We start from the raw sequence: 24,581 nt of genomic DNA, 5'->3' as shown, positions 1-24,581 counted from the left end.
CGTTCAGTCCTGATCACGTAGGCGGTTGGGCTGCCACGTCCCTGCTCAAGAAGCTCCACCAGCGATGCCCGAAGCTGCTTGTTGATCGGAATGATCCGACCAGACTGCCCCTTCGAGGCATCGTTGGTCAGATGGATGTATTCGCCCACTTGACCCTGTCCCACAAAATGTATCCGGTTTGAATGAGAGGAATCTGGCAAAATCAAAGCTGCTTTGAGCGGAGGATTTTGCTGATGAAGAAGTCGAAGTTCACAGGCGAGCAGATCGCGTTTGCCCTTCGCCAGGCGGAGGTTGGCACACCGGTGGCTGAGGTGTGCCGGAAGATGGGGATATCCGAGGCGACCTATTACCGCTGGAAGCAGCTGTATGGCGGCCTTGGGCCGTCCGAGCTGCGCAAGATGCGCCAGCTTGAGGAGGAGAACCAGAAGCTGAAGCGCCTTGTGGCGGATCTCAGCCTCGACAAAGCCATGCTCCAGGAGGTGCTAGCAAAAAAAGTTTAGCGCCTGGGCGGCGTCGGGAGATCGTCCATTGGGTGCAGAACCAGTTTGGCGTCAGCGAGCGCCGCGGCTGCGCTGCCCTGCGATTTGACCGGCGAACGCACCGCTACCGATCGGTGCGGCCCGACCAGGCGCCATTACGGCAACGGATCAAGGAGATTGCCGAGGTCCGCATTCGTTACGGCTACCGCCGTATCCACGTCCTGCTACGGCGGGAGGGTTGGCCGGTGAACCACAAGCGTGTGCGTCGCCTCTACCGTGAGGAAGGGCTGAACCTGCGCACAAAGCGTCCACGGCGCCACGTGATGGCGGCGCGCAGGGTCGAGCGCCCATTGGCGCAGCGGCCCAACGAGATCTGGGCGATGGACTTCGTGTCCGACGCCCTGTTCAACGGCAAGCGGTTCCGGGCCCTGACGGTGGTTGATGCCTACACCCGGGAGTGCCTTGCCATCCATGCTGACCAGGGGATCAAGGGCGAACAGGTTGTCGATGTCATGGATCGGTTGCTGTTCGAGCGGGGCAGTGCGCCTGCAAAGATCAGGGTGGACAATGGGCCGGAGTTCATCTCCCGCGCCCTAGACCATTGGGCATATATAAATCGGGTGACCTTGGACTTCAGTCGGCCTGGCAAGCCCACGGACAACGCGTTCGTGGAATCCTTCAACGGGCGGCTCCGGGACGAATGCCTGAACACGCATTGGTTCTTGTCTCTGGACGACGCCCGGGCCAAACTCGAGGCGTGGCGATGGGACTTCAATGAGACCCGACCTCACACGTCACTGGGGTTCATGACACCGGCCGATGAAGCGCCAGATCTCTCATTCTGGCCGGATACAAAACTGGGACAGGGTCAAACTGCGGTCAGGCTCTAATCCCCGCTGGATGAAATCAGGGGGTCAGGTCAGATGAACCCGGAAATTTATGCGCCACGGCTGGGCTTTGCCCAGATGGATAGCCAGTGGCGCAGGTGGCAGGAGGACCTTTCCGCGAGTTCAGCACGTTGTGTGGGCTTGTTATCTGCAGATATGGCCCTGCCAGTACCGGTCCCATTTCAGCGCCCAGTCGCCCTTGACGATGGCGCAGGAGACGTCGCCTCCTACTGGGGACACAAGCCAATTTGGCAAATCGCACTATTGCGGCCACAAATGCCCGAATGGTTGAATACAAGCGCATCGCTGACGAAGAGCCGGCACTTGTGCATTCGCCGCTGCTCAAGGCTGCATTGCTGACGCTGGGCTATATCGAGGAACATGGGCCGATTGGTTTGACCCCATTGAAGGCGCTCAAGCGGCATTTCGTCGAATGGGCGGCTCGGGAGTTTGCGTGGCCCCACTACACGGCGGCTGAGCTTTTCGAAATGAACAAGGTCCTCAACGAACAGGACTTCATGCCCTTGCTTGTGCTGCACGACGTATTGATCGCCACCAAGCTCGCCCGGCATTACAAGGGAAAATTGCAGATCACCAATCTTGGCAGGGAGTTGCGCGGACAACCCGGTGAGCTATGGGCACTGCTTGCCCGGCATTTGCTATTTCATCACGACCATCGCCAATATTTTCGTTCTGATGACCACCCGTTCGGAAACTGGGACGTGTTCTTGAACGTCATCAATGTAGAAACAGATATGGGAGCCAGCGAAGGTCGGCTGTGCTCCGTGCTATATGGCGGCGACGAGGCGGACTTCCGGCGGCACAGCTACAAGATTGCCTTCGCCTTTTACGCCCATGTCTTACGTCCCTTGTGCTGGGTGGGCTTGCTTTTCGAACATCGAACTGAGCGCGGATTTGAACAGCGCGAGATATTCACCAAGACCCCGTTATGGGCTGCTGCGCTCAAGCTGGACACGGATCAGCACCTCACTCAGCAAACGAAGCACTGACAAAAATCAAAGTTTGGCTCTTGCCCTAATGATCAACGGTATCGTTTGACGTGCCCGCATCGTACATATCACCATCGAACATCGGCGCTTGCAACACCGCGAGCTCGGGGCCTAAGATTAACGGTCAGACGAGGCCGACCCTCTGCTAATCTAGGTCGCGATCCGAGCCAAATATTCTGGTGACGGACAGCCGCGAGAAACGGCGCGTGTCGGCGGGCAGCGGGCCGAGGTCGGGCAGGGTGAAGATGCGCACCGTGCCGGTGGGGCGATCGATGGCGAAGATGCGTTTTAGGTCACTAGGATCAAAGGCAAAGGCCTGGCCGGCGGCATCCAGCGCGATGGTCGCGACGTGCACGAGTTCCGCCCCCAACGCGGGCCGCGCCAGCACATAAAGTTCCGGCAGCGTGTGGCCGAACAGATAGAGCAGGCCATCCGGGCCGATGGCGCCGCCGGAGGCCGCCTGCGGCGCCATGCGGGCGCGGATCGGCGGCGGGATCACCCAGGCCTCACGCCGGCGCCATTCGGCATCGACAGCGATCAGCTGCGAGAAATCATGGCCCTTGAATGGCACGCCGGTTTCATCGGAATAATTCGCAAAACCCAGCAACCAGCCATCGGTCATCGGCTCAACGATGGTCAGCGAGCCTTCGTCGCGGTTGCCCAGGCTGATGCTGGCCTTGTGGGCGAGCGTTGTACTGTCCCAGATTTCCACCGACGAGGCGTGCGGCACTTCGGGGTGGTTGCTATGGGCGCAGACCAGATCGGCGCGGACGATGGTGCAGCTGTTGAGATGGCGGATGAAGCCACCACGCGGCCCAGCCCAGCGCGCCACCAGCTTGCCGGTGTCACGGGCATATTTGCCGATCACAGTGTTGACGATGGCATAGAAATAGCTGGCATCGGCGGCGACGCCCTGGCGGGCTTCCTGCGCGGTGTAGATGCGTTCAAGGCTGGCCTTCAACTGGGTGACCGGACGTTTGGCCAGCGCCGACATCACGCCGTCCGGGCGACCGCTGATGCCATCCACGAACACGCCGACATGATTGGCCACGGGGCGTTCGCGCCCCGGCACGCCGGTGTGGATCGGCCGGCTGAGCAGCAGCGGCCCGGCGGGCCCGCGCGCCGCCATGGTGGCCGAGCCGCCGCCATCTAGGCTGATGGCATCGCTGGCGCCGAGCTTGCGGAACAGATCGATCAGCGCTTCGTGGCCGAGGCCCATGCTCCAGTCCGGCTGGCGGCCGTCGGCAACGACTATCCACAATTTGGTGCCGGTGGCATCGATGCCCAGCGCGGTGCGCGGGCCGCCGCCGGCTGCGGCGCCGGCCGCGGCTGCAACTGCGGGCGCCGGCTCGGCCGGCCGCGTGGCGCCGCGGAACGGGCCATCGGGGCCGAGGCGCGGGCGCGGCAGCACCTTGCCGGCGGCGATCAGGCGCGGGCCGGCGGCGACGCCTTCGGCAAAGCTATGCGGGCAGCTTTGGCTCGGCACGATTTGTGCGCGGCCGGCGCCGAAACAGGCCATGCCATCAACCCGGGCGTCGATGTCGTCGGCCGGTGAGGTCAGCGCGCCGCCGGACAGCACCGCGCCCGATGCCGCTGCGGCACCGCCGGCCGGCGGCACGAAATCATTGCCGCCGCGGCTGCCGCCGACGAACGGCAGGAAATAACTGGCGTTCACTGCCAGCACGGCGCCGCTGCGGGCCACATACTGGCTTGTGGTTTGCGCGCGATATTCAAGGCCCGCGCTGCGATCCGGCGGCGTGGTGCGCACGGCAAGCCCCGGTGTGGCGAGATCGATTTCGGCGACATGCACCACCAGCGGCTTGTCGCCAGCCTGCCGGATCATGCGATAGCGCGTGCCCGGCGCGATCAGGCAGGGTGCCGCGCTGGCCACACAGGCTTCTGCCCCCACCGGGCCGGTTGGCTGGGTGGTTTCGGGCTGCGCGGCTGCCACTTGCAGGGCAAAAGCCAAGGTTATGAGCATGGAAATCCTTACATCGGGCCCAATTACATGGTGAATGCGGCACCCAGCCAGAATTGCCGGCCAAAGCGGTTGATGTCGCGGGCGATATTCTGATCGGGGCCGGTCAGCACCAGTCTGGCGGCGTTGGTGAGGTTGCGGGCTTCGGCGATGATTTCTACCTGGCGGCCCAACTTCACGCGCGCCTGGAAATCCAGCTGATTATAGGGCGCGGTGGTCTGATCCGACGCCGGGGTGGCGGCGTTGACAGTGCTGCGGAAGCGGCTGACATGCGAATAGGTGAGGCGGGCACGCACCGCACCATGTTCATAAAACACCGCGGCATTGGCAAGGAAGCGGGCCTGACCGGGCAGTTCATCGAGCTCGCGGCGCACCGGGCCGTTAGTGATGGCGATGCGGCCTTCCAGCACGGTGATATTGCCGGAGATGCCGATATCCGCCAGCGGACTCGGCAGGAACGCCAGCCGGTTCAGCACGACATTGGCTTCCAGGCCGGCGATGGTGGCGCCTTCGGCGTTGCGCGGCTGGTTGACGACGCGGTTGACGCCGTCGACCAGTTCGTTGGCGGAGAAGGTGTAAATCTCGCCCTGCACCCATTTCTTGAAGCCGCCGATCGACAGGATGCCAAGATCATTCGGCAGATAATATTCCAGCGCGCCTTCGACACTGTCGGCGCGGCGCGGTGCCAGATCGGGGTTGGAACGGCTGATCGATTCATCGGCGTTGATCAGTTCCTGGCCAGCAACCTGGTTGGGATTGGGGCGGCCGACCGCCTGGAAGAAGGCGCCGCGCAGCCGCAAGCCGGTGGCCAGATCATAGTAACCGGTGGCCGACAGCAGCCAATCATCATAACGATTGGCGCGCGCCACCGGGGTGAATTGATCGACACCGGCCACGGCGCGGCGCTGGATCCCGCGGGTTTCGACGTTGGTGTTTTCATAGCGCAAACCGACGATGAGATTGTAGCGCGGGCCGTGGTGGCGCAGCAAGGCATAGCCGGCGCCGACATCTTCCTGGAAGCGCCAGTCGCCGCCGATTGATTGGCGATTGGTGTTCACCGCGTCGCGGGTGAAGCTGGTGGGATTGGCGATGAAGAAATCCTGGAACTTCTGGAAATCGATGAATATCTGATTGAAACTGGCGAGGATCGGCTGATATTGCACGCCCTGATCGAACGGCGTCAGGCGCAAATCGACGCCGGTGGCCGGGTTGAAGAAGGTTTGCGTGCGTTGATTGTCGCGCGCCGTGCGGCGGAATTTGGCACCGCTGCCAAAGCCGATGCCCTCGTCGCCGCGCTGGTTGTTCCAGCCATAATCCAGTTGGGCTTCCTTCACCGTGTCGGTCGAATCATCCTCGTACGGCCGATACTGGGTGAAGCGATACTGCCCAGGATCGGCGACGCGCGGCGTTACGTTGCTCAAGGCCGGATTGACGCCATCGAGCGCCAGATCGAAGGTCGCGGCTGGCGCGATCAGGTTGAACACCAGCTCGTTCGACGGTTCCAGGAAGGTGGCTTCCGACCACGACCCGCGCAGCTTCAGATGATGTCCGTTGTCGCCATCCCAGCGCAGTCCGGCCTGACCATTTTGCAGCGGCTTGCGGATCGGGAAATCGTTGAAGCGCACGAAGCTGCCGGCCGCGGTGTTGAGCAGTTGCAGCGAATGGCGCAGTTCCTGATCATCCTGCGCGAAATAAGTGTAGGCGACAAAGGCCTCGACACCTGGCGCCGGGCGCGTTTCCAGCTTGACCGTGCCGCCATAGCGATCGACCGAGTTGGGATAGGTGGACCAAAGGAGATTGGTGCCCGCTCCGGCCGGCGCCGGGGTGGCGGTGGTGGTGACCGGCACGGACTGCGGCAACAGGCGTTCCTGATCGCGGCGCTTGCGGCTGAAGCTGCCCGACACCATGATGCCGAACATGTCGTCGGCGCCGAAGCGCGTGCTTAGCGTCACGTCAGCGCGGACATTCGGGCCGTCATCGCTGCTGCGGCCAAAGCCCTTGCCGGGCACGCCTTGCGAATCCGAAATGCCCAGCAGCGCACTGCCGAACAGATACAGGCCCGGCTTGTCGAAGGCCGAACGGGTGACAAGGTTGATCGAACCGCCGATGGCATTGCCTTCGATATCGGGGGTGCGCGATTTCAGCACTTCCAGGCTGGACACGGCGGTGGACGGGATGGCTTCCAGATTGAGCTGGCGGTTGCCGCGTTCGGCGGTCGCCATGGTGCCGCCATCCAGGCTGCCGATCGTGTAGCTGGGGTTGAGCCCGCGCACGGCGATGTAGCGGCCTTCATCTTCGTCGAACACCGTCTGCACGCCGGGCAGGCGGCGGAAACTGTCGGCGATGTTGTAATCCGGCTGCTGGCCGATATCGTCGGATTTCAGGAAGTCAGCGATGATTTCTGATTGGCGCTTGGCATCAATGGCCAGCCGGTTCTGGGCGCGAAAGCCGGTGACGACGATTTCTTCTGCGGTTGTGGCCGCAGCGGCGGCTTGCCCGGCCGATTGGGCCATCGTCGCCGCCGGATAAGCCACGGCCGCCAGCGCCGCGATGATGGCCGCGCCGGTCCGCAGCCGCGCCTGAGCGCATTGCATGGTCATGATCTGGTCCCCGCCTGTCAGTTGCTGCGCTGGTGGATGGCCACCATGCCAATAGTCCTTCTAATGGCCGCGCATCCCGCCCCTGGGTCAGTTCAGTGAAATTATTGTGAAAACTGGCGCTGGCCGCCTCAGCGGTCTGCACCGCCGTAATGCAGCGCGTTGAACAGGAACTTGAACGTGCCATAGGCCTAGGCGCGCTGGATGTTGTAGGACTGTAAGGACTTGCGGGACATCTTTCATGCTGCTGACTGGCAGCCAGAAGGATGGATCCACTGACCAAGGAAGATCGCGACATTCATCGCAAGCTCGCCGCCTAAAACCAACCCCCAGACGAGGCCCGCAATCCGCTAACCTGCACCGCGATCTGTGCCAAATGTTCTGACGACGGACACAGAATTCATTAAATCATATATAAATCAATTACATAGACGTTATCCGTTTCGTTCTGTCGGGTGCACCATTTTTCGGCGCGGTACCGCCCACCAGCCCCGCCATTGCCAGATGTAGCCAGACATGATGTACTTCGGACATTGGCAGCTCTGGATGTTGCGACGTCAACCGGTCATGTCATCGGCCGAACTGAGTGTCGCCTGGGGGATGATATCATGAGGCAGGGACTGTTGAACCTGCTGCCGCCGGTCACGGTAACCGCACTTCTGTTGTTCTGGGGCAATGCACCCGCTGCATTGATCGACAACAGGGCCACCCTGGTCATCGTGATCGTGACAGTGGTGCTCTTCGTGCAACTGCTCGAATTGCGGTTCGAACGGCACGAAGGCTGGCGCATCAACTGGCGTGAACTGGCCACGGATCTGTTTTATGTCGTGCTGGGCTTTACCGCGATCAGCTGGATGACCGATACGTTCGCGGAAGGTCCGTTGCGTAACGCCAAGGAAGCGCTGGGTCTGACGTCACCGTGGCTGAAATCGCTGCCATTTCTCGTGCAGACCTTCATGGTCATGGCTCTGTTTGAATTCGGGCAATATTGGATGCATCGGCTGATGCACAACAATGCGCTGTTCTGGTCCACCCACGCGCCGCATCACCACATCACCCAATTGAACGCGGCCAAGGGCTATGTCGGCAATCCGATAGAGCTGTTCCTGATTTCGCTCAGCGTCATCGCCCTGTTCGATTTCGACAAGGCGGCCATCTTTGCCTCCGCCTCGCTGGGCACCGCCATTTCGACCTTTGCCCACGCCAACGTGCGCTCCGATCCGCCGGGGTGGTACAGTTTCTTCTTCACCACCATCCGCCATCACAGCCTGCATCACACCGCGCTCAGCTATGAAGACACGCGCTGCAACTATGGCAATGTGCTGATCCTGTATGATCGCATTTTTGGCACTTATCGCGAAGGCGAATCCGCCGTGGTTGGCCAAGATGAACGACGGCGGCTGACGATTGCCGAGCAGTTCCTGTTCCCCTTCCGGCCGCTGATCAGCCGCTGGAAGGCCAAAGGCGCCTGATCCCTGCCGTGCCCCACTTGCGCCTTGCCGTATTAATTCCAGCCGCATTTGCCCTGCTGGCAGCTGCTCCTGTCGAACAGCTTATCCCCGTTCCCGGTTTCGCCGATTTCCTGACCATTGATGGCAACAGCGTATGGGTGACTAACAAGGGCCGGGTTGAGCGCTGGTCGCGCCGCGGCAAGCTGGCGACGGTATCGATGCGCCACCCGTGCGGCACCATGGCCCTGACAGCTGATGCCCTGTGGGTGGCAGATTGTGACGACAAGACATTGAGCCGCATCGACCGGCGCACAGCCCGCGTTACCGCCGTGATCGCCACCGGAATTGCCGCTGCCGATGGCGAGATGAACGTGGTGGCAGGGGCAGGGTCAGTGTGGCTGGCCAGCGCCGCCAGTGGTGTGATTTCGCGTATCGATCCGGCGCTATGCCGGGTGAACGCGCGGATCACCGTGGCACCTGGCAGCAATTATCTCGCCTTTGGCCATGGGGCGCTCTGGGCGGTCAGTGGCTCGAAGAATCTCATCCAGAAGATTGATCCGGCCACCAATCGCGTAATTGGCCACACACGGCTGGGCCGCCAACCCGGTTTTCTGGTGGCTGGCGAAGGCGCTGTGTGGGTCCAGGAACAAGCCGATGGCACCGTCGCCCGTGTCGATCCGGCACGCGTAACAGTCAGTGGCAGGATCAAGGTCGATACCAGTCTCAACTATGGTGACATTGATACGGGCGGCGGCAAGATCTGGCTCAGGACCACGGCCGGGCAGTCGCTGGTGGTGATTGATGCGGCAACATTGGCCATCCGCATTCGCCTTGGCGCCGTCACCGGCAGCGGCGCGGTCCGATACACGCCAACGGGCGTGTGGACATCGGCGCATGACCGGCAAAGCCTGTCGTGGTGGCCTGATCCCGCCCGATTGAGCCCTTAACCCTTTGAAAGCGCCGTCACCAAGGGTGCGGCTGCCGCACTGTCGAAATATTCCCTGACCTGAGTCACGCGCCCGCCGGTCACATCGGCGACAACGCACAACGTAAGACGCAGCACATTCCCATCAGCCATTGTGCCGCCAGCCACATGCTCCTCGACAAAGCCGCTGGTTGTCGACGAGCAGAAGGCCTCACTGTAACCAAAGCCAGGAGCCACCCGGTGCACGGCCGCATTGAAGCGCAGCAGCTGTTCAAGACCTATCGGTGCGCCGCCGTTCTGTACCAGCGTGAAATCCGCCGCGCACAGGCGACGTACCGTTGCGGCATCATCTGCAGCCAGCGCTGCAAACAGAGCGCTGGCGATCGCGGCATTGTCCATACCCATGTCCCTCATTGTCCAGGCCGTTTTGCCCGTAGTGTTGGCGGTGCGTCCAGCGGATTGTCCGGCCAGGGATGCTTGGGATAACGGCCCTTCAAATCCTTCTTCACCTCCGCCCAGCTGCCGGTCCAGAAGCCCGGCAGATCCTTGGTTACCTGGATCGGCCGGCCTGCCGGCGAGGTGAGCCGCAGCGTGAGTGGCACTCGGCCATCAGCGACCATGGGATGACGGGCGAGACCGAACAGCGCCTGAACCCGCATGTCCACCGCCGGGCCACCATCGGCTGCATAATCAATGGCATGGCTGCTGCCCGCCGGGGTGGTAAAGCGACCGGGCGCAAACGTGTCGAGCCGCTGGCGCTGGCTCCAGTCGAGCCGGTTCAACAGCGCTTCGGCCAACGCGACATCCTGCAGGTCAGCCAAGCGGCGACCAAGCAGCGGCGCCAGCCAATCGGCACGGCTGGCCAGCAAGGCAACATCGTCGCTGGCCGGCAGATCAAGGCCGTGGGCAGCCGCAAAGGCAAGACGGGCGCGCAACGCAGTGGCGGCATCTCCCCAAGGCAACTGGCCAAGTCCGCATTCCGCTACGGCATCGAGCAGGACAGCGCGAATTTTGGCAGCATCGGGTCGCTCGACCGGCTGGCGGGCCAACGTGATGGCGCCGAGCCGGCGTTGGGTTTCCGCCGTCACGCCGCTGGTCACCGGATCAAAGGCAAACACCGCCCGATTCTCGATGCGGCTCGCCAGAATCTTCTCGACGTCGCCGTGCAGCGGCGAGCCCAACAGCAGCCGTGCGCCCGCCGCGCTGCCGCTGGCATCGCCCACGACGATCCAGTCGCAGCGCGCCAACGGCGAGACCGGGGGTGGTGCGACGGCGCGGCCATTGGCCATCAGGAATGCGTTACCCCGGCGTCTTGCTACCCGGTCGGGATAGCCCAAGGCCAACACTTCGCCGGCAGATTCAATGCTGATATCAGTCTCTGTTGCGCCCACCCCTCTGGCCCAACGCTGCGCCAACTTGCGCGCAGCTTCGGCGCGCTGGCCGCGTTCGCGCGCCCAGCCTGCGAGCCGCTGCTCAATGTCATCACTGCGCCCACCCAGTCCCCGCTCACCCATCAACACAGCGATGCGGGCAGCGAGCAAGCCGTGGCCGCGCTGTGCCGCTATCACCAACATGTTTGCCTGTTCCGGTGCCATTGGCAGCGCCGCCAAACGTTCGCCATGGGGCGTTACGCGACCGGTCTCATCAATCGCCGTCATAGCCCGTAGCCGGCCTTGCGCTTCGGTCACGGCTGCTGCCGGCGGTGGGTCCCGCCAGGGCAGACTGGCCGGATCAGGCACACCCCAGCGGGCGCAATCCAGCACCAGTCCAGCCAGATCAGCCTCCATGATTTCCGGCGGATCGAAGGGGACCAGGCCCAGTGTTTCGGCGGCTTCCCACAGCCGGATCGCCACCCCTGGTGCAGTCCGCCCGGCGCGGCCGGCGCGTTGGGTCACAGCCGCCTGACTCGATCGCACGGTGACCAGGCGGGAGAGACCAACACTGCGATCGAGCTGCGGCCGGCGCGACAGGCCGGAATCGATCACGACCCGCACACCATCGATGGTGATGCTCGTCTCTGCAATGCTGGTCGCCAGCACGATCTTGCGACGGCCAGGCGGTGGCGGCGCAATGGCGGCACGCTGGTCACTGGCTTCGCGGGCACCGTGCAGACGGAACAGATCAGTATCGGCGGGCAGCCGCGCTTCCAGGCGCTCGGCGGTGCGCTCAATCTCGGCAACACCAGGCAGGAAGGCGAGGATGGAGCTGGTTTCGCTGACCAGTGCGCCGCGGATAGCGCTGGCCATGGCGTCTTCCAGTCGTTCAGCGGAATTGCGACCGACGTAGCGCAGTTCGACCGGAAACATCCGGCCTTGCGATTCAACTTGGACAAGTCCCGGAATGATGGTGGCGAATCCGGCCACATCCAGCGTGGCCGACATCAGCAACAGACGCAGATCAGGTCGCAACGCTGCGCGAGCTTCCAATGTCAGTGCGAGCGCAAAATCGGAGTCGAGGCTGCGTTCATGGACTTCGTCGAACAAGACACCGGCCACACCGGCCAGTTCGGGATCGCTGACCAACATGCGGGTGAAAATGCCTTCGGTCACCACCTCAATGCGGGTGGCAGCCGACGTGCGCGCATCCAGCCGGGTTCGATAGCCAATGGTCTGACCAACCGGCTCCCCCAACTGCTCGGCCATGCGCTCGGCCGCGGCGCGGGCGGCAAGACGTCGGGGAGAAAGCAGGATGAGCTTGCCAGCGCTGGCCCACTTTTCACCGAGCAGCGCGGGCGGCACCGCGGTCGTCTTGCCTGCACCGGGCGGCGCCACCAGCGCCACAGGCTGATTGCCGGCCAGCGCCGCCTGCAGCTGCGGCAGCACGGCGAGCACCGGCAGCATCAGAAGGGTTTGACGATCACCAGCACCGCCACAGCCAGCGTGACCAGCGAGGGAATCTCATTCATGAGCCGCAGCCGCTTTTCGGTCACCGGGCGTTCGCCAGCGGCAAAAAGCTTTGCCATAACCACACTCCAATGGTGAAACCAGGTCAGCAGACAAACAAAACCGAATTTCACCACCAGCCACAGCGGCCAGCCAAGATGAACGCCCAGCGACAGCCCGGCAAGCCAGCTCACCACCATAGCAGGTGACAGGATGATGCCGCGCAAGCGGCGGCAGCGTTCATCCCAAAGAGCGGATTCTGGTGCAGCAGGTTCGACCGGGTGCCAATAGACCAGAAAGCGCGGAATCATAAACAAGCCGGCCATCCAAAAGATGACGAAGGCGACGTGCAGTGCCTTCACCCACAGATAGGCTTCGCCCAGCCAGCCGACGCCCCATTCAGTCATGGTTCAGAGCGGCTTCTTCAGCAGCGCAAAGAGATGCTCGACATGCTCGATCGGCGTGTCCTGCAAGATGCCATGGCCAAGGTTGAAGATGTGCGGGCGACCAGACAGCGCGTGGCGGATGCGCGTCACGGCCTGTTCCAGCGCTTCGCCGCCAGTAATCAGCGCCAACGGATCGAGATTGCCCTGCACCGGCATGCCGGGCGGTAGCATGGAGTCAGCCCAGACCGGATCAACGGTTTCATCCAGGCCCACGGCATCTACGCCGGTTTCGGCAGCATAGGCTGCAAGCTTGGCGCCGGCACCCTTGGGGAAACCGATGATCGGCACATCGGGATGGCGCACCATCAGGCGGCCAACGATATCGGCATTGGGCGCAATCACCCAACGTTCAAACTGCGCCGGCGAAAGCGTACCGGCCCAGCTGTCAAACAACTGGATGGCCTGTGCGCCGGCTTCAATCTGGCCCGACAGATAATCCACTGTCACTGCGACGATGCGATCAATCAACGCCTGGAAGCGTGCTGGATCCTTGTACGCCAGACGGCGGGTTTCTGCCTGATCCTTGCTGCCATGGCCTGCCACCATGTATGTCGCGATGGTCCATGGGCTGCCGGCAAAGCCCAGCATCGTCACCGACGGATCAATGGCCTTGCGCACCTTGGCGACGGTTTCATAGATCTTGGCGAAGTGCAGCGGATTGGGCTCAAGCTGGGAAAAATCGCCATCATGCAGCGCCGGAGTCAGCTGCGGGCCTTCGCCGGGGCCGAAGCTGAGGCCTTGGCCCATGGCGTGAGGGACGATCAGGATGTCGGAAAACAGGATGGCACCATCCATGCCAAAGCGCTTGAGCGGCTGGATGGTGATCTCGGCCGCGGCATCGCTGTCGTAAACCAATTCGAGGAAGCCGCCCTTTTCGGCCCGCAAGGCGCGATATTCCGGCAGATAGCGCCCAGCCTGTCGCATCAGCCAGACCGGCGGGGGGTCGCGACGTTCGCCCTTCAGCACGGCGAGTAGAGGGGGATCCTGATGAGGTTGATCAGCCATGACGCCTCCTTGCCTGTGCCCCGTTGCCCTGGTCAAGCCCGCAGCGCGCCCTGCCGCCTTTCAACCAGATCTAAAAATAAACTTAGAAATTGCTGGTAGTAGTAGGGGGCGGAATCGTGGGGATAAAATCGGTTCAACCGGTTGGTCCACAGGGCCGGATCTCAACGACTCGCCGGAATCGTGCGAGTCGCAGCGTTCATCCCCGTTTTCCACAGGCCTGGCTGTGCATATGTTCCCAGCCTGATGAAACCGCCCGCGGTCGCGGAGCGGTTCCGTGGAATTGGCGCTTGCCGGATGCTCCACAGCAGCGTTAACGCTTTGCCCTGATGCTTATCCACAGAGTCATGGGCGGCAATTTTTGCCGGCAAGGTCAGGTGTGACCATGCCAGACGTGCTGCACCTGCATCTGATCAGTGATTCCACCGGCGAAACGCTGGAATCGGTGGCCAAGGCCAGCCTGGCCCGATTCGAGGGCGCGCAGGCCGTGAAGCATTTCTGGCCTATGGTGCGCAGCGAAGGCCATCTTGATCGCATCATCGAGGAAGTGGCGAAAAAGCCGGGGCTGGTCATTTACACGCTGGTCGGCGGGGTGGTGCGGGATCGGCTGGAAATGCGCTGTGCCACGCTGGGCCTGCCGATGGTGTCGCCGCTCGATCCCACCATCTCGGCGCTGTCGGAACTGCTCGGCCAGGCGGCCACGCGCCGGCCGGGGCGCCAGCATGTGATGGATCAGGCCTATTTCCGCCGGGTCGATGCCATCAACTACACGATGGTGCATGATGATGGCGCCCAGACCGGCCTCGAGGAGCTGGAAGAGGCCGATATCCTCTTGCTGGGCGTGTCACGCACCTCGAAAACGCCCACCTCAATCTACCTGGCCAACCGCGGCTACAAGACGGCCAATATCCCGCTGGTGCCGCAATCACCGCCGGCGCCACACGTGTGGACGGTCAAAGGCCCGCTTCTGGTTGGCCTGACCACGGCGCCCGACCGGCTGCAATCCATCCGCCGCAACCGGCTGCTTACCCTGGGCCAGACGCCAGACACAGACTATGTCGATGTCGAGCGGATCGAGGCCGAGGTCGCCTTTGCTCGCCGGCTGTTTGCTGATCATGATATTCCGGTGATCGACGTCACCCGTCGCAGCATCGAAGAGACAGCGGCGGCCATCATCAACCTGCACCAAGCGCGGTTGGAGAAACAAGCATAATGCTGGTGCTGGCCAGCCAGTCAGCCGCGCGGCGGTCAATGTTGCACGCAGCCGGCGTGACGCACGAAGCCTTGCCGGCCCATGTCGATGAAGAGGCGATCACGGCAGGGCTTGTGGCGGAACAGGCCAGCCCCGAACGCATTGCCGATGCGCTCGCCGAAGTGAAGGCGTTGAAGATCAGCCGCCAGCACCCCGGCGCGCTGGTGCTGGGGGCAGACAGCGTGGTGGTCACTGCCGACGGCGCCATGATCGCCAAGCCGGAAACCCGTCCGCGCGCCGAGGTGCAGTTGCGCCAGCTCGCCGGCACCACCCATCGGCTGATTTCCGCCGCGGTCATATCCGAGGCCGGCAAGCCCGTGTGGCGCAGCGCCGGCGCGGCGAAGCTAACGATGCGGCGACTGAGTGATGACTTCATCAGCGCCTATCTGGATGCAGAAGGCGATGCCGTGCTCGGCTGTGTTGGTTGTTATCGCATCGAAGCGCTGGGCGCGCAGCTGTTCACCCGCATTGATGGTGATCAGTTCGTGATTCGTGGTCTCCCCCTGCTTGCCGTTCTGGATTATCTGCGGGTCAGGGGAGTGCTGGCCGCATGAGGGAACCTGCCGTTGCCGGCGTGACCGGCTGGCCGATCAGCCATTCGAAATCGCCGCTGATTCATCGCTTCTGGCTTGGCAAGCTGGGCCTCGATGGTGATTACAGCCGCTTTCCGGTGCGGCCTGAACAGCTGGGCACGTTCGTGCGCGCCCTACCCGTCATGGGCTTGCGCGGTGTGAACGTGACGGTGCCGCACAAGTTGGCGGTGATGGCGCACTTGGATGACTTGGCGCCAGAAGCGGTGGCGGTGGGCGCGGTCAACACCATCGTGGTCGGCAATGATCACCGCCTGATCGGGCATAACACCGATGCCGCCGGGATCATCGGTCCGGCTGGCGCGATCATGGCCGGGCGCCCGGTGCTGGTGATTGGCAGTGGTGGCGCGGCACGGGCTGCTGCCGCCGCTGCGCGCGACAGCGGCGCTTCGGCCCTGTGGGTGATGGCGCGCAACTATAATGCGGCAGGCGCCTTACTGGCCGCATCCGGATTGCCGGGCGGCGTGATGGCGATGGGCGATGTGCCGCCTGCCGATACCGGGCTGGTGTTCAACGCCACTACGCTGGGGATGGCGGGCCAGCCAGAGCTCAAGATCAATCTTTCAGCGTTGCCTGCGGATGCCGTTGTCTTCGATGCCGTCTATGTGCCGTTGGAAACGCCGTTGCTGGCCGCTGCCCATGCGCGTGGCCTGATCACCATCGATGGGCTCGACATGCTTATTGGCCAGGCGGCCGAGGCATTCCGTTTGTTTTACGGGGCCGATCCGCCACGTCGCTATGATGGCGAACTGCGAGCCATGCTGACCAAATGAGCCGCACCATCATCATTGGCCTCACCGGTTCCATCGGCATGGGCAAATCCACCGTGGCCGCGATGTTTCGCAAGCTGGGCGTGCCGGTGTTCGATGCCGATGCGGAAGTGCGGCGCGTCCAGGGCCCGGGCGGGCGGGCGCTGGCGGCGATTGAGGATCTGTTTCCCGGAACAACGCATGATGGCGGCCTGCACCGCGTGAAACTCGGCGCCGCCGTGTTCGGCGATCACACCAAACTTCGCGCGTTGGAACGGATCCTCCACCCGTTGGTGGCCGAGGCGCAGAGCGAATTCCTGGGCGCGCACCGCTTGAAGCCCGCCATCGTGCTGGATGTGCCCTTGCTGTTTGAGAAGGGCGGCTGGCGGCGCTGCCACATGACGGTGGTGGTTTCCGCGCCTTATCGCGTTCAGCGCGCCCGCGTGCTGGCCCGGCCGGGGATGACCCCGCAAAAATTCGCCGGCATATTGAAAGGCCAGATGCCGGATCGCGAAAAGCGCGCACTGGCGGATGTGGTGATCGAAACCGGGCGCGGCCGGCGTGAGACTTGGCTGGAAGTGAAACAGCTGGTTGATGGCCTCTAAGGCTTGCCCCGCGCCGTCCAATCGCTACATGGGGCCCATGCGCGAAATCGTCTGGGACACGGAAACCACCGGCATCATGCCAGGGGATGGCCATCGAATCGTCGAGATCGGTGCGGTGGAGATGATCAACCGCATGGTGACGGGCCGCACCTTCCACACCTATGTCGATCCGCAGCGGCCAATGCCCAAAGATGCGGAGCGCGTGCATGGGCTATCGAGCGACTTTCTCACCGGGCAGCCCATCTTTGAACAGGTGGTCGATGGCTTCCTGGAATTTATCGGCGATGCGCCGCTGGTCGCCCACAATGCCGCCTTCGACATGGAGTTCCTCAACTGGGAACTGAAGCGTGCCGGGATGCCGATCGTCCCGATGACCCGCGCCATCGACACGCTGGAGATCAGCCGCAAGGCCAACCCGGGTGCCAAGCACACGCTGGATGCGCTGTGCACCCGCTATGGCATTGATCTTTCAGCACGCACCAAGCATGGCGCACTCCTCGATGCTGAACTGCTCGCCCGTGTCTATATCGAGTTGACCGGAGGCCGGCAGATCGGATTCGACCTTGCAACCGACACGGCTGGGGACGACACTCCTTACGAGCGGGTGAGTCTGGCCGCACGGGCCCACAATGCCAGCGAGGAGGAGCTGGCGCGGCATGCCAGTTTCGTGGCCGGCCTGAAGGACCCGCTCTGGCTGTCGTGACACCATTGACGGTGTGCACGGCCGAGTGAGGAGACAAGAAACATGGATATCCGGATTTCAGGGCACCAGGTTGATACCGGGGCTGCCTTTGGCGATCATGTGCGCGAACGATTGAGTGCGATGGTGGCGAAATATTTCCCGCGCGCCCTCTCTGCCCATGTCACGCTGGGCCCGGCCCCATATGGTCATTTTGCGTGCGATATCGTCATGCACGTGATGGCCGACCTGATTCTGAAGGGATCGGCACGCGCCGGTGATGCGCATATTGCCTTCGATGCCGCCGCCGAACGCATCGACAAGCAGCTGCGTCGTTACATGCGCCGGCTGAAGGATCGGCACTCCCCGGCCGCCGGGCGGACTGCACCGCCGCTGACCGAACTGCAACCGCTCGATAATGCCGAATACAAGGTGTTTGCTGCAGCGCCCGAAGATGCTGAACCGGAAGGCGATGCGCCGCTGATCATCGCCGAAACCCGGGTCGATATTCCCACCACCAGCGTCAGTGATGCCGTGATGATGCTTGACTTGCGCAACACGACAGCCTTGTTGTTCGTCAACAGCGCCACCGGCGCGCATAACATGGTCTATCGCCGGGAAGACGGCACCATTGGCTGGGTCGAACCCCGTGCCGATGCTGCCGCCCGCCCGCGCGAAATCGCACTGGCAGGATAGAACGGCGATGAATGCAGTATCTCAGGCTCCCGGCTTCGCCGGGTTGGTGCCGACCGGCGGGGTAATTCCCGAACTGCCGGTGCTGTCCAAAGATGCGGCATTGTTGACGCTGGCCCGCCATTCCGCTGATCTGGTGGGCCAGTCTGCCCTGCTCATCCATGAACGCCTGCGCACCCGCGAGGCGCTGGGCCCCACCGGGTTCGGCGGCGGCGTGGCCATCCCGCATGCGCGGCTGGCCGGCCTGCCCGATTGTGTGGCCCTGGTGGCAAGGCTGCCGCAGCCGATCGACTGGGGCGCCGTTGATGGCCAGCCCGTTGATCTTCTGGTGCTGCTGCTGTCGCCTGAAGGCGCGGGCGCGGATCATCTGAAGGCCCTTGCCCGCATCAGCCGGGCGCTGCGCGATCCTGAAGCGGTGCCGGCGCTGCGTGCGGCAGGTACCGCCGAAGCCATGATGGCCGCGTTGGCGGGCCAAGCGGCCGTCGCCGCCTGACGTGCATGAAGATGGCCCTCTGCCCCGGCTGGCCAGCCGGGTGCGGGTCGATGCGCTGATCCGCCGGGTCAACAGCGCTGGTGGCTTTGGCACGGTGCTGGCGCGCGGCGATGACGAAGCCGGCGCCATTGCCGTCGTTACCCGCGATGGCGGCGAGGAAGCACTGCGCGCCGCGGTGCTGGGCGCGGGTGGCCGCTATGAATTTTCCGAACTGGCGCGCGGACCAGATGTGCTGGCCTGGATCGAACGCGCCCGCCGCCGCGACCCTGATCTGTGGGTGATCGAACTGGATATCCCGCAGGCAGGGCAGTTCGTCGCCGAAATGCTCGACGGTGGTTGATTGCCCTGCCGTACATACGCTTCAACACTCACTATGGTTTCACAGGCTCCTTATGGCATCGGCAAGGCGGCGGCGCGTATCGCTGCAGTGCTGCTGTTCGCCGTCGCTGGCCCGGTACTCGCCGAAACCAGTCTGCCGGTTTTGCCCGGCGAAGATGATCGCGTGATGGCTGAAACGGCGGCCCCGGTGCCCGCTGGCCTGCACGCGCTGGTGCAGATGGTCGCCGCTGCGCCTGCCGCTGCCGCCAGCGATGCCGAGTTGGATTGCCTGGCCACCGCTGTGTGGTTCGAAAGCCGCGGCGAAACCCTGGAAGGCCAGTTGGCCGTCGCCCAGGCCGTGGTCAATCGCGCCAAGTCCGGCCGCTGGGGTAAGGGCATGTGCGGCGTAATCAAGGCACCGCGCCAGTTCAATTTCAACGCTGCCCGCGTCCAGCGTTCCACCGCCACCTTCACCACCGCGTTGGCCGTTGCGCGCATCGCTGCTGCTGGGCTGTGGCACGATATTGCTGAAGGTGCTCACAGCTTCCATTCTGCCCGCCTCAATCCCGGCTGGCGCCTCGCCCGTGTGGCGAAGATCGGCAATCACGTCTTTTATCGTTGACGTGCTGGCCCCGCGGGGCTTGATGTTCCCTCAATGTTCCGAAAGACTTGCGCGATGGCGCATGATCTTTCTGCAACCGACGTGCTGCGCGGCACCTGCCGCTGGCTGTTGCGCGCCGGTGTAAGTCCGCTCGCCGAAGTGCCGCTTTCCGGGGGCCGTCGGGCCGACATCCTTGGAGTCGATGCAACCGGCCGTCTGACACTTGTCGAGATCAAGATCAGCCTCGCGGATCTGCGCGGTGATCGCAAATGGCCGGATTATCTTGATCATTGCGATCGCTTCTTCTGGGCGGTGCCCGCCGGCCTGCCGACGGGCGATCTCCACACCCCGGCCTTCCGGCCAGAGCAGACCGGGCTCATCGTGGCCGATCGCTTTGATGCCGAAGCGGTGCGCGAGGCACCATGGCGCCCATTGAACCCTGCCCGGCGCAAGGCAATCACCCTCGCTCTCGCCCGCCGCGCTGCTCACCGCTGGCTGGGCCTCGTCGATCCGGAAAGTGCGTTGCTGGGTTACGATTGATTCGGCCGGCCGCCGCCGGCTGCGATCCAGTCGCGCACCTTTGATTCCAGCACCGCCAGCGGCAGTGCGCCGGTATCAAGGCAGACCTCATGGAAATCGCGCACATCGAACTTTGGCCTCAGCGCAGCGGCGGCCTCGCGGCGCAGGCGGGCAAAAGTCAGCTCGCCGATCTTGTAGGCACAGGCCTGGCCTGGCTGGGCGATATAGCGATCAATTTCCACAGCCACGTCGCGCGGCGCCATCGATGTGTTGGCCAGCATATAGGCGATCGCGCGATCCCGGCTCCAGCCAAATTCATGCAGGCCGGTATCAACCACCAGCCGCACGGCGCGCAGCATCTCCATGTCGAGATGCCCGAACCAGGCCCAGGGATCGGCGAACATGCCCAGTTCGCGCCCGAGGGATTCGGCATAAAGCCCCCAGCCTTCGCTGTAGGCAGTGCTTCCGCCGCGCTTGAGGGTGTCGGGCAGCGTCTTGTCTTCGTTGACCAGCGTTACCTGATAATGATGGCCGGGGATGCCCTCGTGCAGCGTCAGCGTTTCCAGCGTGGGGATCGGCCGCGTATCAAGCATCGCCATGTTGAAGAACAGGATGCCCGGCGACACGCCATCGGGCGGACCGGCGCGATAATAGCCAGTGCCGCGCTGCCCGCCCAGGGCCGGTAGCGGCGCAACCTTGAACGGAGCGGATGGCCGGCGGTGGAACAGGCGTGGCATGGCTGGCCAGATGCGGGATTCGATCTCGGCAAAGCGGGCGATGAGCTCTTCTTGGGTCTTGCAGTAGAATTTCGGATCGGTACGGACATGTTCGAACAGCGATTTCAGGTCACCCGTCCAGCCAAGCTGCTTTCGCACGGTCTCGAATTCACCGCGGATGCGGGCCACTTCTGCAAGGCCCAGATCATGAATGGCCTGCGCCGCCATCGGGATGGTGGTGTGGCGCTCCAGCTCGAACGCATAAAGCCTGTCTCCATCCTTCGTTGCCGATCGGCCCGGGCCAACCGGCGTGGCCGGCAGATAAGTGCTGGTGAGAAAGTCCCGCCAGCGCGCATAGGCGGGCAGTACCGATCCCTTGACCATGCCCATATAGTCCGCTTGCCAGCGTGACGTGCTGCTGGCCAGCACCGGCGGCATGCGCCCGATGGCGGCCATGAACGGCGTCTGGTCTGCCGGCAGCGCCAGCATGGCCTCCACCTGTTTCAGCACATTTTCCACCAGCACCCGTGATTGCACATGGCCGCTGGCCAGGCCTTGCTTCAGGCGCACGATGGCGCCGTCCATGTGCCCGGCGAACAGTCGCAGCCGCTCCAGCCCTGCTGCATAATCCGCCTCTGTCTTGAACAGCGCGCCGGGGCCGGCGACGAAATCCGGCAGCTCCACGTGCAGCCCAAAACTGGGGTTCAGCGCCAGCCGGCGCTGGATGGCAAACAGGCCACTTTTATGCAGCTGGATTGCCTGCTGAACACTGCGGGCAAACACGTCGTAGGCAATGCGCTCGGCCGCGGTCAACGCGGCTTGGTCGATGCCCGCGAGCTCGGCTGCTGCCTGCCGCTTGTTGGCCAGCGTGGCTGTCGCCCATTCGTCTGACAGCGGATCGATGAACACCGGCTCCCCGGCTGGGCGCCGACGTCCCGGCGGGCCGGTGGGCGACAGCGCGGCATCGGCTTGGGCGGCACGGGTCAGCAGACCAGCCAGCTTGGCCGAGGCCGTGGCCCCGAAACCAAGCGCAGGCGCGGTGGGCAGGGCGGCCAACAGGCCAAGCGTGGTGCGACGGTTCAGCATGGCTGCATGGAAGCAGCATGCCACAGATTTGGAAAGGGGCTTCCGGCGCGTGACGTCGAGCGGGCTCCCGGCAAGGTGCCGCCCCGCTGCGACTTACTTCGGGCTGCGCTTTGCCAGGATCCGCTGCAAGGTGCGCCGGTGCATTTTCAGCCGCCGCGCGGTTTCCGATACATTGCGATCGCACAGTTCATACACGCGCTGGATATGCTCCCAGCGCACGCGATCGGCCGACATCGGTTCTGGCGGCGCTTCCGGGCGGGAGCTGCCATCGGCGGAGAGGGCGCGCACAATGTCTTCCGGATCGGCCGGCTTGGCCAGATAATCGATGGCGCCGGCCTTCACGGCCGCAACAGCGGTCGCGAGATTGCCATAACCGGTAAGCATGACGACGCGCACATCCGGGCTCATTGCACGCAGTTCGGCAACGAGATCGAGACCGTTGCCGTCTTCCAGACGCATGTCGACCACGGCATGAGCCGGCTTCAGCCGAGCGGCTTCCACCCGGGCTTCCTGCAGGCTGCCAACCGACGTGACGGCAAAGCCCTTGCGTGCCAGCAGCACGGAAAGCCGCTGCCGGAAGGGGGCATCATCGTCCACCAGCAACAGCGGGCGGCCCTCGGTCTCCGGTACACTGGCCATGGTCATTGCTCCTGTCCTTGCCCCTGGGGGTCATTAAACTCAAACTCTTCCCTTGGCCAGCGCACCTCCACCCGGGCACCGCCTTCGGGCCGGTTGGAAAAGGCCAGCCGGCCGCCGGTACGCTCGATCAGCGTGGTGGCGATGAACACGCCCAAGCCGGTGGAATCGGATTTCGATCGCGATGGGCCTAATATGGGTTCACCCAGGCGAGGCAGCAGATCGGGCGGAAAGCCAAAGCCGTCATCAACCACCGCGACGCGGATTTCAGACGGGGTGATGAAGGTTTCCATCCGCACTTCGGTGCCGGCGTGGCGCACGGCGTTGGATACTAGGTTGTTGAGCGCGTGCAGAAGTTCGGGTGAGCGCTGCACCAGCGGCTGCGGCCCGGAAACCACCACATTCACCGGCACGCGCGCCGGCTTCACGCTTTGCGCCACCTCGTGCAGCAGCAGATCCAGCGTCAGGATGGCGAACGGGTCCTCGGCTTCGGCGCGGGTCGAAAGATCTTTCATGATGCGCCGGCTGCGCGCGGCCTCGGCGGCGAGCAGGCGGATGTCCTCGCCGAATTCGGGATCATCACCCAATTCTTCTTCCAGGCTATGCGCGATCAGGCTGATCGAACCCAGCGGCCCACCCAGTTCATGCGCTGCCGCCGCTGCCAGGCTGCCCAGCGCGTTCATGCGGGCTTCGCGGGTGAGCGCGGCCTCAGTTGCCACCAATGCCCGGGCCCGCGTGCGCGCTTCAGCTGAGACCATCCACAGATAGGCAGCCAGGAAACCGATCGCGAGGCCATAGGCGATGACGTCGCCAACGCGGTAGATCAGCGGAAATTCTGGCGGTGGCCCGTTCCATGGCAGGGGTTGGGCCCACAGCCAGATCACCACCAGCACCGCCAGTGTCAGCGCCAGCAGCGGTGCCATTTCCCGCGCCGTGAGCAAGGTGGCGGCAATGGTGACCGGCACGATGAGCAGCAGTGAAAACGGATTAGCCAGCCCGCCGGTGAGGAACAGCAGCACCCCGGCCTGGATCAGATCGAACGACAGGTGCAGCGCCAGTTCGCGCCCGGTCATCCGTTCCGTACGTTCGTAAAGCGTCGAAAGGCCGAAGTTGAGGATGACCGACGCGCCCACGGCGGCCAGCAGCGATCCCCAGGGCAACGGATAGCCAAACCACAACCCAACCACCAGCAGCGTGGTGAACTGGCCCAGGATCGCGATCCAGCGGATGCCGGCCAGCGTGCGCACGCGCACCCCGGGGCGATCAAAGGCGGAAGCCGCGATGGAGAGCCTTTCCATCTTCATGCCCTAGCCGCCGCAAGCCCGTTCGCACATGCGGCGTGTCGTTCCACGTGCCGCCAGGCGGGCATGGTCAGAGCGATGGCCCCTGCACGCGGCCGGTGGCCTTCACCGGAACGTCTTTCAACAGTTTTGCGATGCTGACGGCGCGGGGATCGCTGGTGGCCACTGCGCGCGCGCTGATACCGCTGTTGTCGGCAATGTCGGGATTGGCACCGGCATCGATCAATGCCTTGGTCAGGGCAAGATCACGTGCCTGCACCGCTTTCAGGATCGCGGTTTCGCCCAGTCGATTCTGGGCGTTCACCTGCGCCTTCAATCGGATCAGGGTCGCGGCTCCTTCGCTCCAGCGGCTTATGGCGGCGAGGATCAGCGGGGTGTTGCCCTCGCGGTCCTTGAGGTTGAGGTTGGCGCCCTTCTGGTAGAGCAGGCCCAGCCAACCAAGATCACCGCGGCGGGTGACGATATGGATGCCGGCTTCCCCGGTATCGGCGTCGCGGGTGTTCACCACGGTGGTGCCGGGTTGGTCGGCCAGTTCGATGGCCTTGTTGACGTCGCGGTCTTTCACCGCCTTGATGAAGTTGTAGCTGTCGGAAAACTGCGCGGCGGCCGGCGTAGCCGCCACCATCGCTGTTGCCAGCATCACCAGAACCAGAAGTCGCTGCAGAAGTCCTTGGCACATCATCGAC

The 24,581-nt window shown here is 63.6% G+C and carries 24 protein-coding genes; 14 read left to right on the top strand and 10 right to left on the bottom strand.

Translation table 11 applies throughout. The annotated features are described in order from the left end of the window. Positions 1-233 precede the first annotated feature (233 nt). Positions 234-1,369, top strand: a protein-coding gene (locus G566_RS14415; RefSeq protein WP_419185340.1) for an IS3 family transposase whose coding sequence is annotated in 2 segments (ribosomal slippage) — positions 234-486 and positions 486-1,369 — 1,137 coding nt in all. Because the reading frame shifts where the segments join, the coding sequence is not laid out codon by codon here. A gap of 281 nt (positions 1,370-1,650) precedes the next feature. After that, positions 1,651-2,376: a hypothetical protein gene (locus G566_RS0112305; RefSeq protein WP_022680973.1), complete on the top strand. Its 726-nt coding sequence runs from the start codon at positions 1,651-1,653 to the stop codon at positions 2,374-2,376. Between the two features lie 145 nt (positions 2,377-2,521). On the opposite strand, the gene G566_RS14910 is transcribed toward G566_RS0112305, so the two are convergent. Both G566_RS14910 and G566_RS0112290 read right to left on the bottom strand, forming a co-directional pair. Next, positions 2,522-4,357, bottom strand: coding sequence for a phosphodiester glycosidase family protein (locus tag G566_RS14910; RefSeq protein ID WP_051136045.1), 1,836 nt, complete (start codon positions 4,355-4,357; stop codon positions 2,522-2,524). Between the two features lie 23 nt (positions 4,358-4,380). Next, entirely contained in the window at positions 4,381-6,954 is a 2,574-nt protein-coding gene (locus G566_RS0112290; RefSeq protein WP_022680972.1) for a TonB-dependent receptor, read from the bottom strand. A gap of 605 nt (positions 6,955-7,559) precedes the next feature. Here G566_RS0112290 and G566_RS0112285 point away from each other — a divergent pair. Together G566_RS0112285 and G566_RS0112280 are read left to right on the top strand one after the other, a co-directional pair. Then, entirely contained in the window at positions 7,560-8,423 is an 864-nt protein-coding gene (locus G566_RS0112285) for a sterol desaturase family protein (protein WP_029131634.1), read from the top strand. An 8-nt stretch (positions 8,424-8,431) separates the two neighbouring features. Beyond that, positions 8,432-9,349 (top strand): Vgb family protein, encoded by a 918-nt coding sequence (locus G566_RS0112280; protein ID WP_029131633.1) that lies wholly within the window; start codon positions 8,432-8,434, stop codon positions 9,347-9,349. On the opposite strand, the gene G566_RS0112275 is transcribed toward G566_RS0112280, so the two are convergent. From G566_RS0112275 to hemE, 4 genes are read right to left on the bottom strand one after another with little or no spacing between them, the layout of a single operon-like run. Beyond that, the gene (locus G566_RS0112275) at positions 9,346-9,741 is read right to left on the bottom strand and encodes a nuclear transport factor 2 family protein (protein ID WP_084706867.1); all 396 of its coding nucleotides are present in this window, start codon (positions 9,739-9,741) and stop codon (positions 9,346-9,348) included. The genes G566_RS0112280 and G566_RS0112275 overlap by 4 nt on opposite strands. Continuing rightward, complete coding sequence (gene hrpB, locus G566_RS0112270) at positions 9,738-12,167, bottom strand: ATP-dependent helicase HrpB (protein ID WP_022680968.1); 2,430 nt, start codon at positions 12,165-12,167, stop codon at positions 9,738-9,740. Before hrpB ends, G566_RS0112275 begins: the two co-directional genes overlap by 4 nt. Continuing rightward, positions 12,167-12,571 (bottom strand): CopD family protein, encoded by a 405-nt coding sequence (locus G566_RS0112265; RefSeq protein WP_336433248.1) that lies wholly within the window; start codon positions 12,569-12,571, stop codon positions 12,167-12,169. Before G566_RS0112265 ends, hrpB begins: the two co-directional genes overlap by 1 nt. Positions 12,572-12,619: 48 nt before the next feature. Next, positions 12,620-13,660, bottom strand: a complete 1,041-nt coding sequence (hemE, locus tag G566_RS0112260) for a uroporphyrinogen decarboxylase (RefSeq protein ID WP_022680966.1) — start codon at positions 13,658-13,660, stop codon at positions 12,620-12,622. 382 nt (positions 13,661-14,042) lie between these two features. Between hemE and G566_RS0112255 the strand changes: the two genes are divergently transcribed. Genes G566_RS0112255 through G566_RS0112210 form a run of 10 tightly spaced genes read left to right on the top strand, consistent with a single transcriptional unit; the run spans position 14,043 to position 20,177 of the window. Next, positions 14,043-14,870, top strand: a complete 828-nt coding sequence (locus G566_RS0112255; RefSeq protein WP_022680965.1) for a pyruvate, water dikinase regulatory protein — start codon at positions 14,043-14,045, stop codon at positions 14,868-14,870. Beyond that, complete coding sequence (locus G566_RS0112250; RefSeq protein ID WP_022680964.1) at positions 14,870-15,463, top strand: Maf family protein; 594 nt, start codon at positions 14,870-14,872, stop codon at positions 15,461-15,463. The genes G566_RS0112255 and G566_RS0112250 overlap by 1 nt, the downstream gene beginning before the upstream one ends. After that, the gene (gene aroE, locus G566_RS0112245) at positions 15,460-16,272 is read left to right on the top strand and encodes a shikimate dehydrogenase (RefSeq protein ID WP_022680963.1); all 813 of its coding nucleotides are present in this window, start codon (positions 15,460-15,462) and stop codon (positions 16,270-16,272) included. Before G566_RS0112250 ends, aroE begins: the two co-directional genes overlap by 4 nt. Further along, on the top strand, positions 16,269-16,853 hold the full coding sequence (gene coaE, locus G566_RS0112240) for a dephospho-CoA kinase (RefSeq protein WP_022680962.1): 585 nt from the start codon (positions 16,269-16,271) through the stop codon (positions 16,851-16,853). Before aroE ends, coaE begins: the two co-directional genes overlap by 4 nt. Positions 16,854-16,890: 37 nt before the next feature. After that, positions 16,891-17,556, top strand: a complete 666-nt coding sequence (gene dnaQ, locus G566_RS0112235; protein ID WP_022680961.1) for a DNA polymerase III subunit epsilon — start codon at positions 16,891-16,893, stop codon at positions 17,554-17,556. A 42-nt stretch (positions 17,557-17,598) separates the two neighbouring features. After that, a complete protein-coding gene (hpf, locus tag G566_RS14400) occupies positions 17,599-18,228 on the top strand; it encodes a ribosome hibernation-promoting factor, HPF/YfiA family (RefSeq protein WP_022680960.1) in 630 nt (209 codons plus the stop codon). Between the two features lie 7 nt (positions 18,229-18,235). Beyond that, entirely contained in the window at positions 18,236-18,718 is a 483-nt protein-coding gene (locus G566_RS0112225) for a PTS sugar transporter subunit IIA (RefSeq protein ID WP_051136052.1), read from the top strand. A 1-nt stretch (position 18,719) separates the two neighbouring features. Further along, positions 18,720-19,058 carry a DUF1491 family protein gene (locus tag G566_RS0112220; protein ID WP_022680958.1) on the top strand — a complete coding sequence of 113 codons (339 nt, stop codon included), beginning with the start codon at positions 18,720-18,722 and terminating at the stop codon, positions 19,056-19,058. 33 nt (positions 19,059-19,091) lie between these two features. Beyond that, positions 19,092-19,658 (top strand): cell wall hydrolase, encoded by a 567-nt coding sequence (locus G566_RS14905; protein ID WP_022680957.1) that lies wholly within the window; start codon positions 19,092-19,094, stop codon positions 19,656-19,658. A gap of 33 nt (positions 19,659-19,691) precedes the next feature. Then, on the top strand, positions 19,692-20,177 hold the full coding sequence (locus G566_RS0112210; protein ID WP_029131629.1) for an MmcB family DNA repair protein: 486 nt from the start codon (positions 19,692-19,694) through the stop codon (positions 20,175-20,177). Here G566_RS0112210 and G566_RS0112205 read toward each other — a convergent pair. The 4 genes from G566_RS0112205 to G566_RS0112190 form a co-directional block, all read right to left on the bottom strand. Next, positions 20,168-21,958 carry a DUF885 domain-containing protein gene (locus G566_RS0112205; RefSeq protein WP_022680955.1) on the bottom strand — a complete coding sequence of 597 codons (1,791 nt, stop codon included), beginning with the start codon at positions 21,956-21,958 and terminating at the stop codon, positions 20,168-20,170. The two genes, G566_RS0112210 and G566_RS0112205, sit on opposite strands and share 10 nt — an antisense overlap. Before the next feature lie 93 nt (positions 21,959-22,051). Then, positions 22,052-22,597, bottom strand: a complete 546-nt coding sequence (locus G566_RS0112200) for an ActR/PrrA/RegA family redox response regulator transcription factor (RefSeq protein ID WP_272868124.1) — start codon at positions 22,595-22,597, stop codon at positions 22,052-22,054. A 2-nt stretch (positions 22,598-22,599) separates the two neighbouring features. Continuing rightward, positions 22,600-23,898 carry an ActS/PrrB/RegB family redox-sensitive histidine kinase gene (locus G566_RS14390; protein ID WP_022680953.1) on the bottom strand — a complete coding sequence of 433 codons (1,299 nt, stop codon included), beginning with the start codon at positions 23,896-23,898 and terminating at the stop codon, positions 22,600-22,602. A gap of 67 nt (positions 23,899-23,965) precedes the next feature. After that, positions 23,966-24,535, bottom strand: a complete 570-nt coding sequence (locus G566_RS0112190; protein ID WP_243442450.1) for an ankyrin repeat domain-containing protein — start codon at positions 24,533-24,535, stop codon at positions 23,966-23,968. Positions 24,536-24,581 lie beyond the last annotated feature (46 nt).

This window comes from Sandarakinorhabdus limnophila DSM 17366, from assembly GCF_000420765.1.
GTDB classification, from domain to species: domain Bacteria; phylum Pseudomonadota; class Alphaproteobacteria; order Sphingomonadales; family Sphingomonadaceae; genus Sandarakinorhabdus; species Sandarakinorhabdus limnophila.
This window is presented reverse-complemented; position numbering and strand designations above follow the sequence as displayed.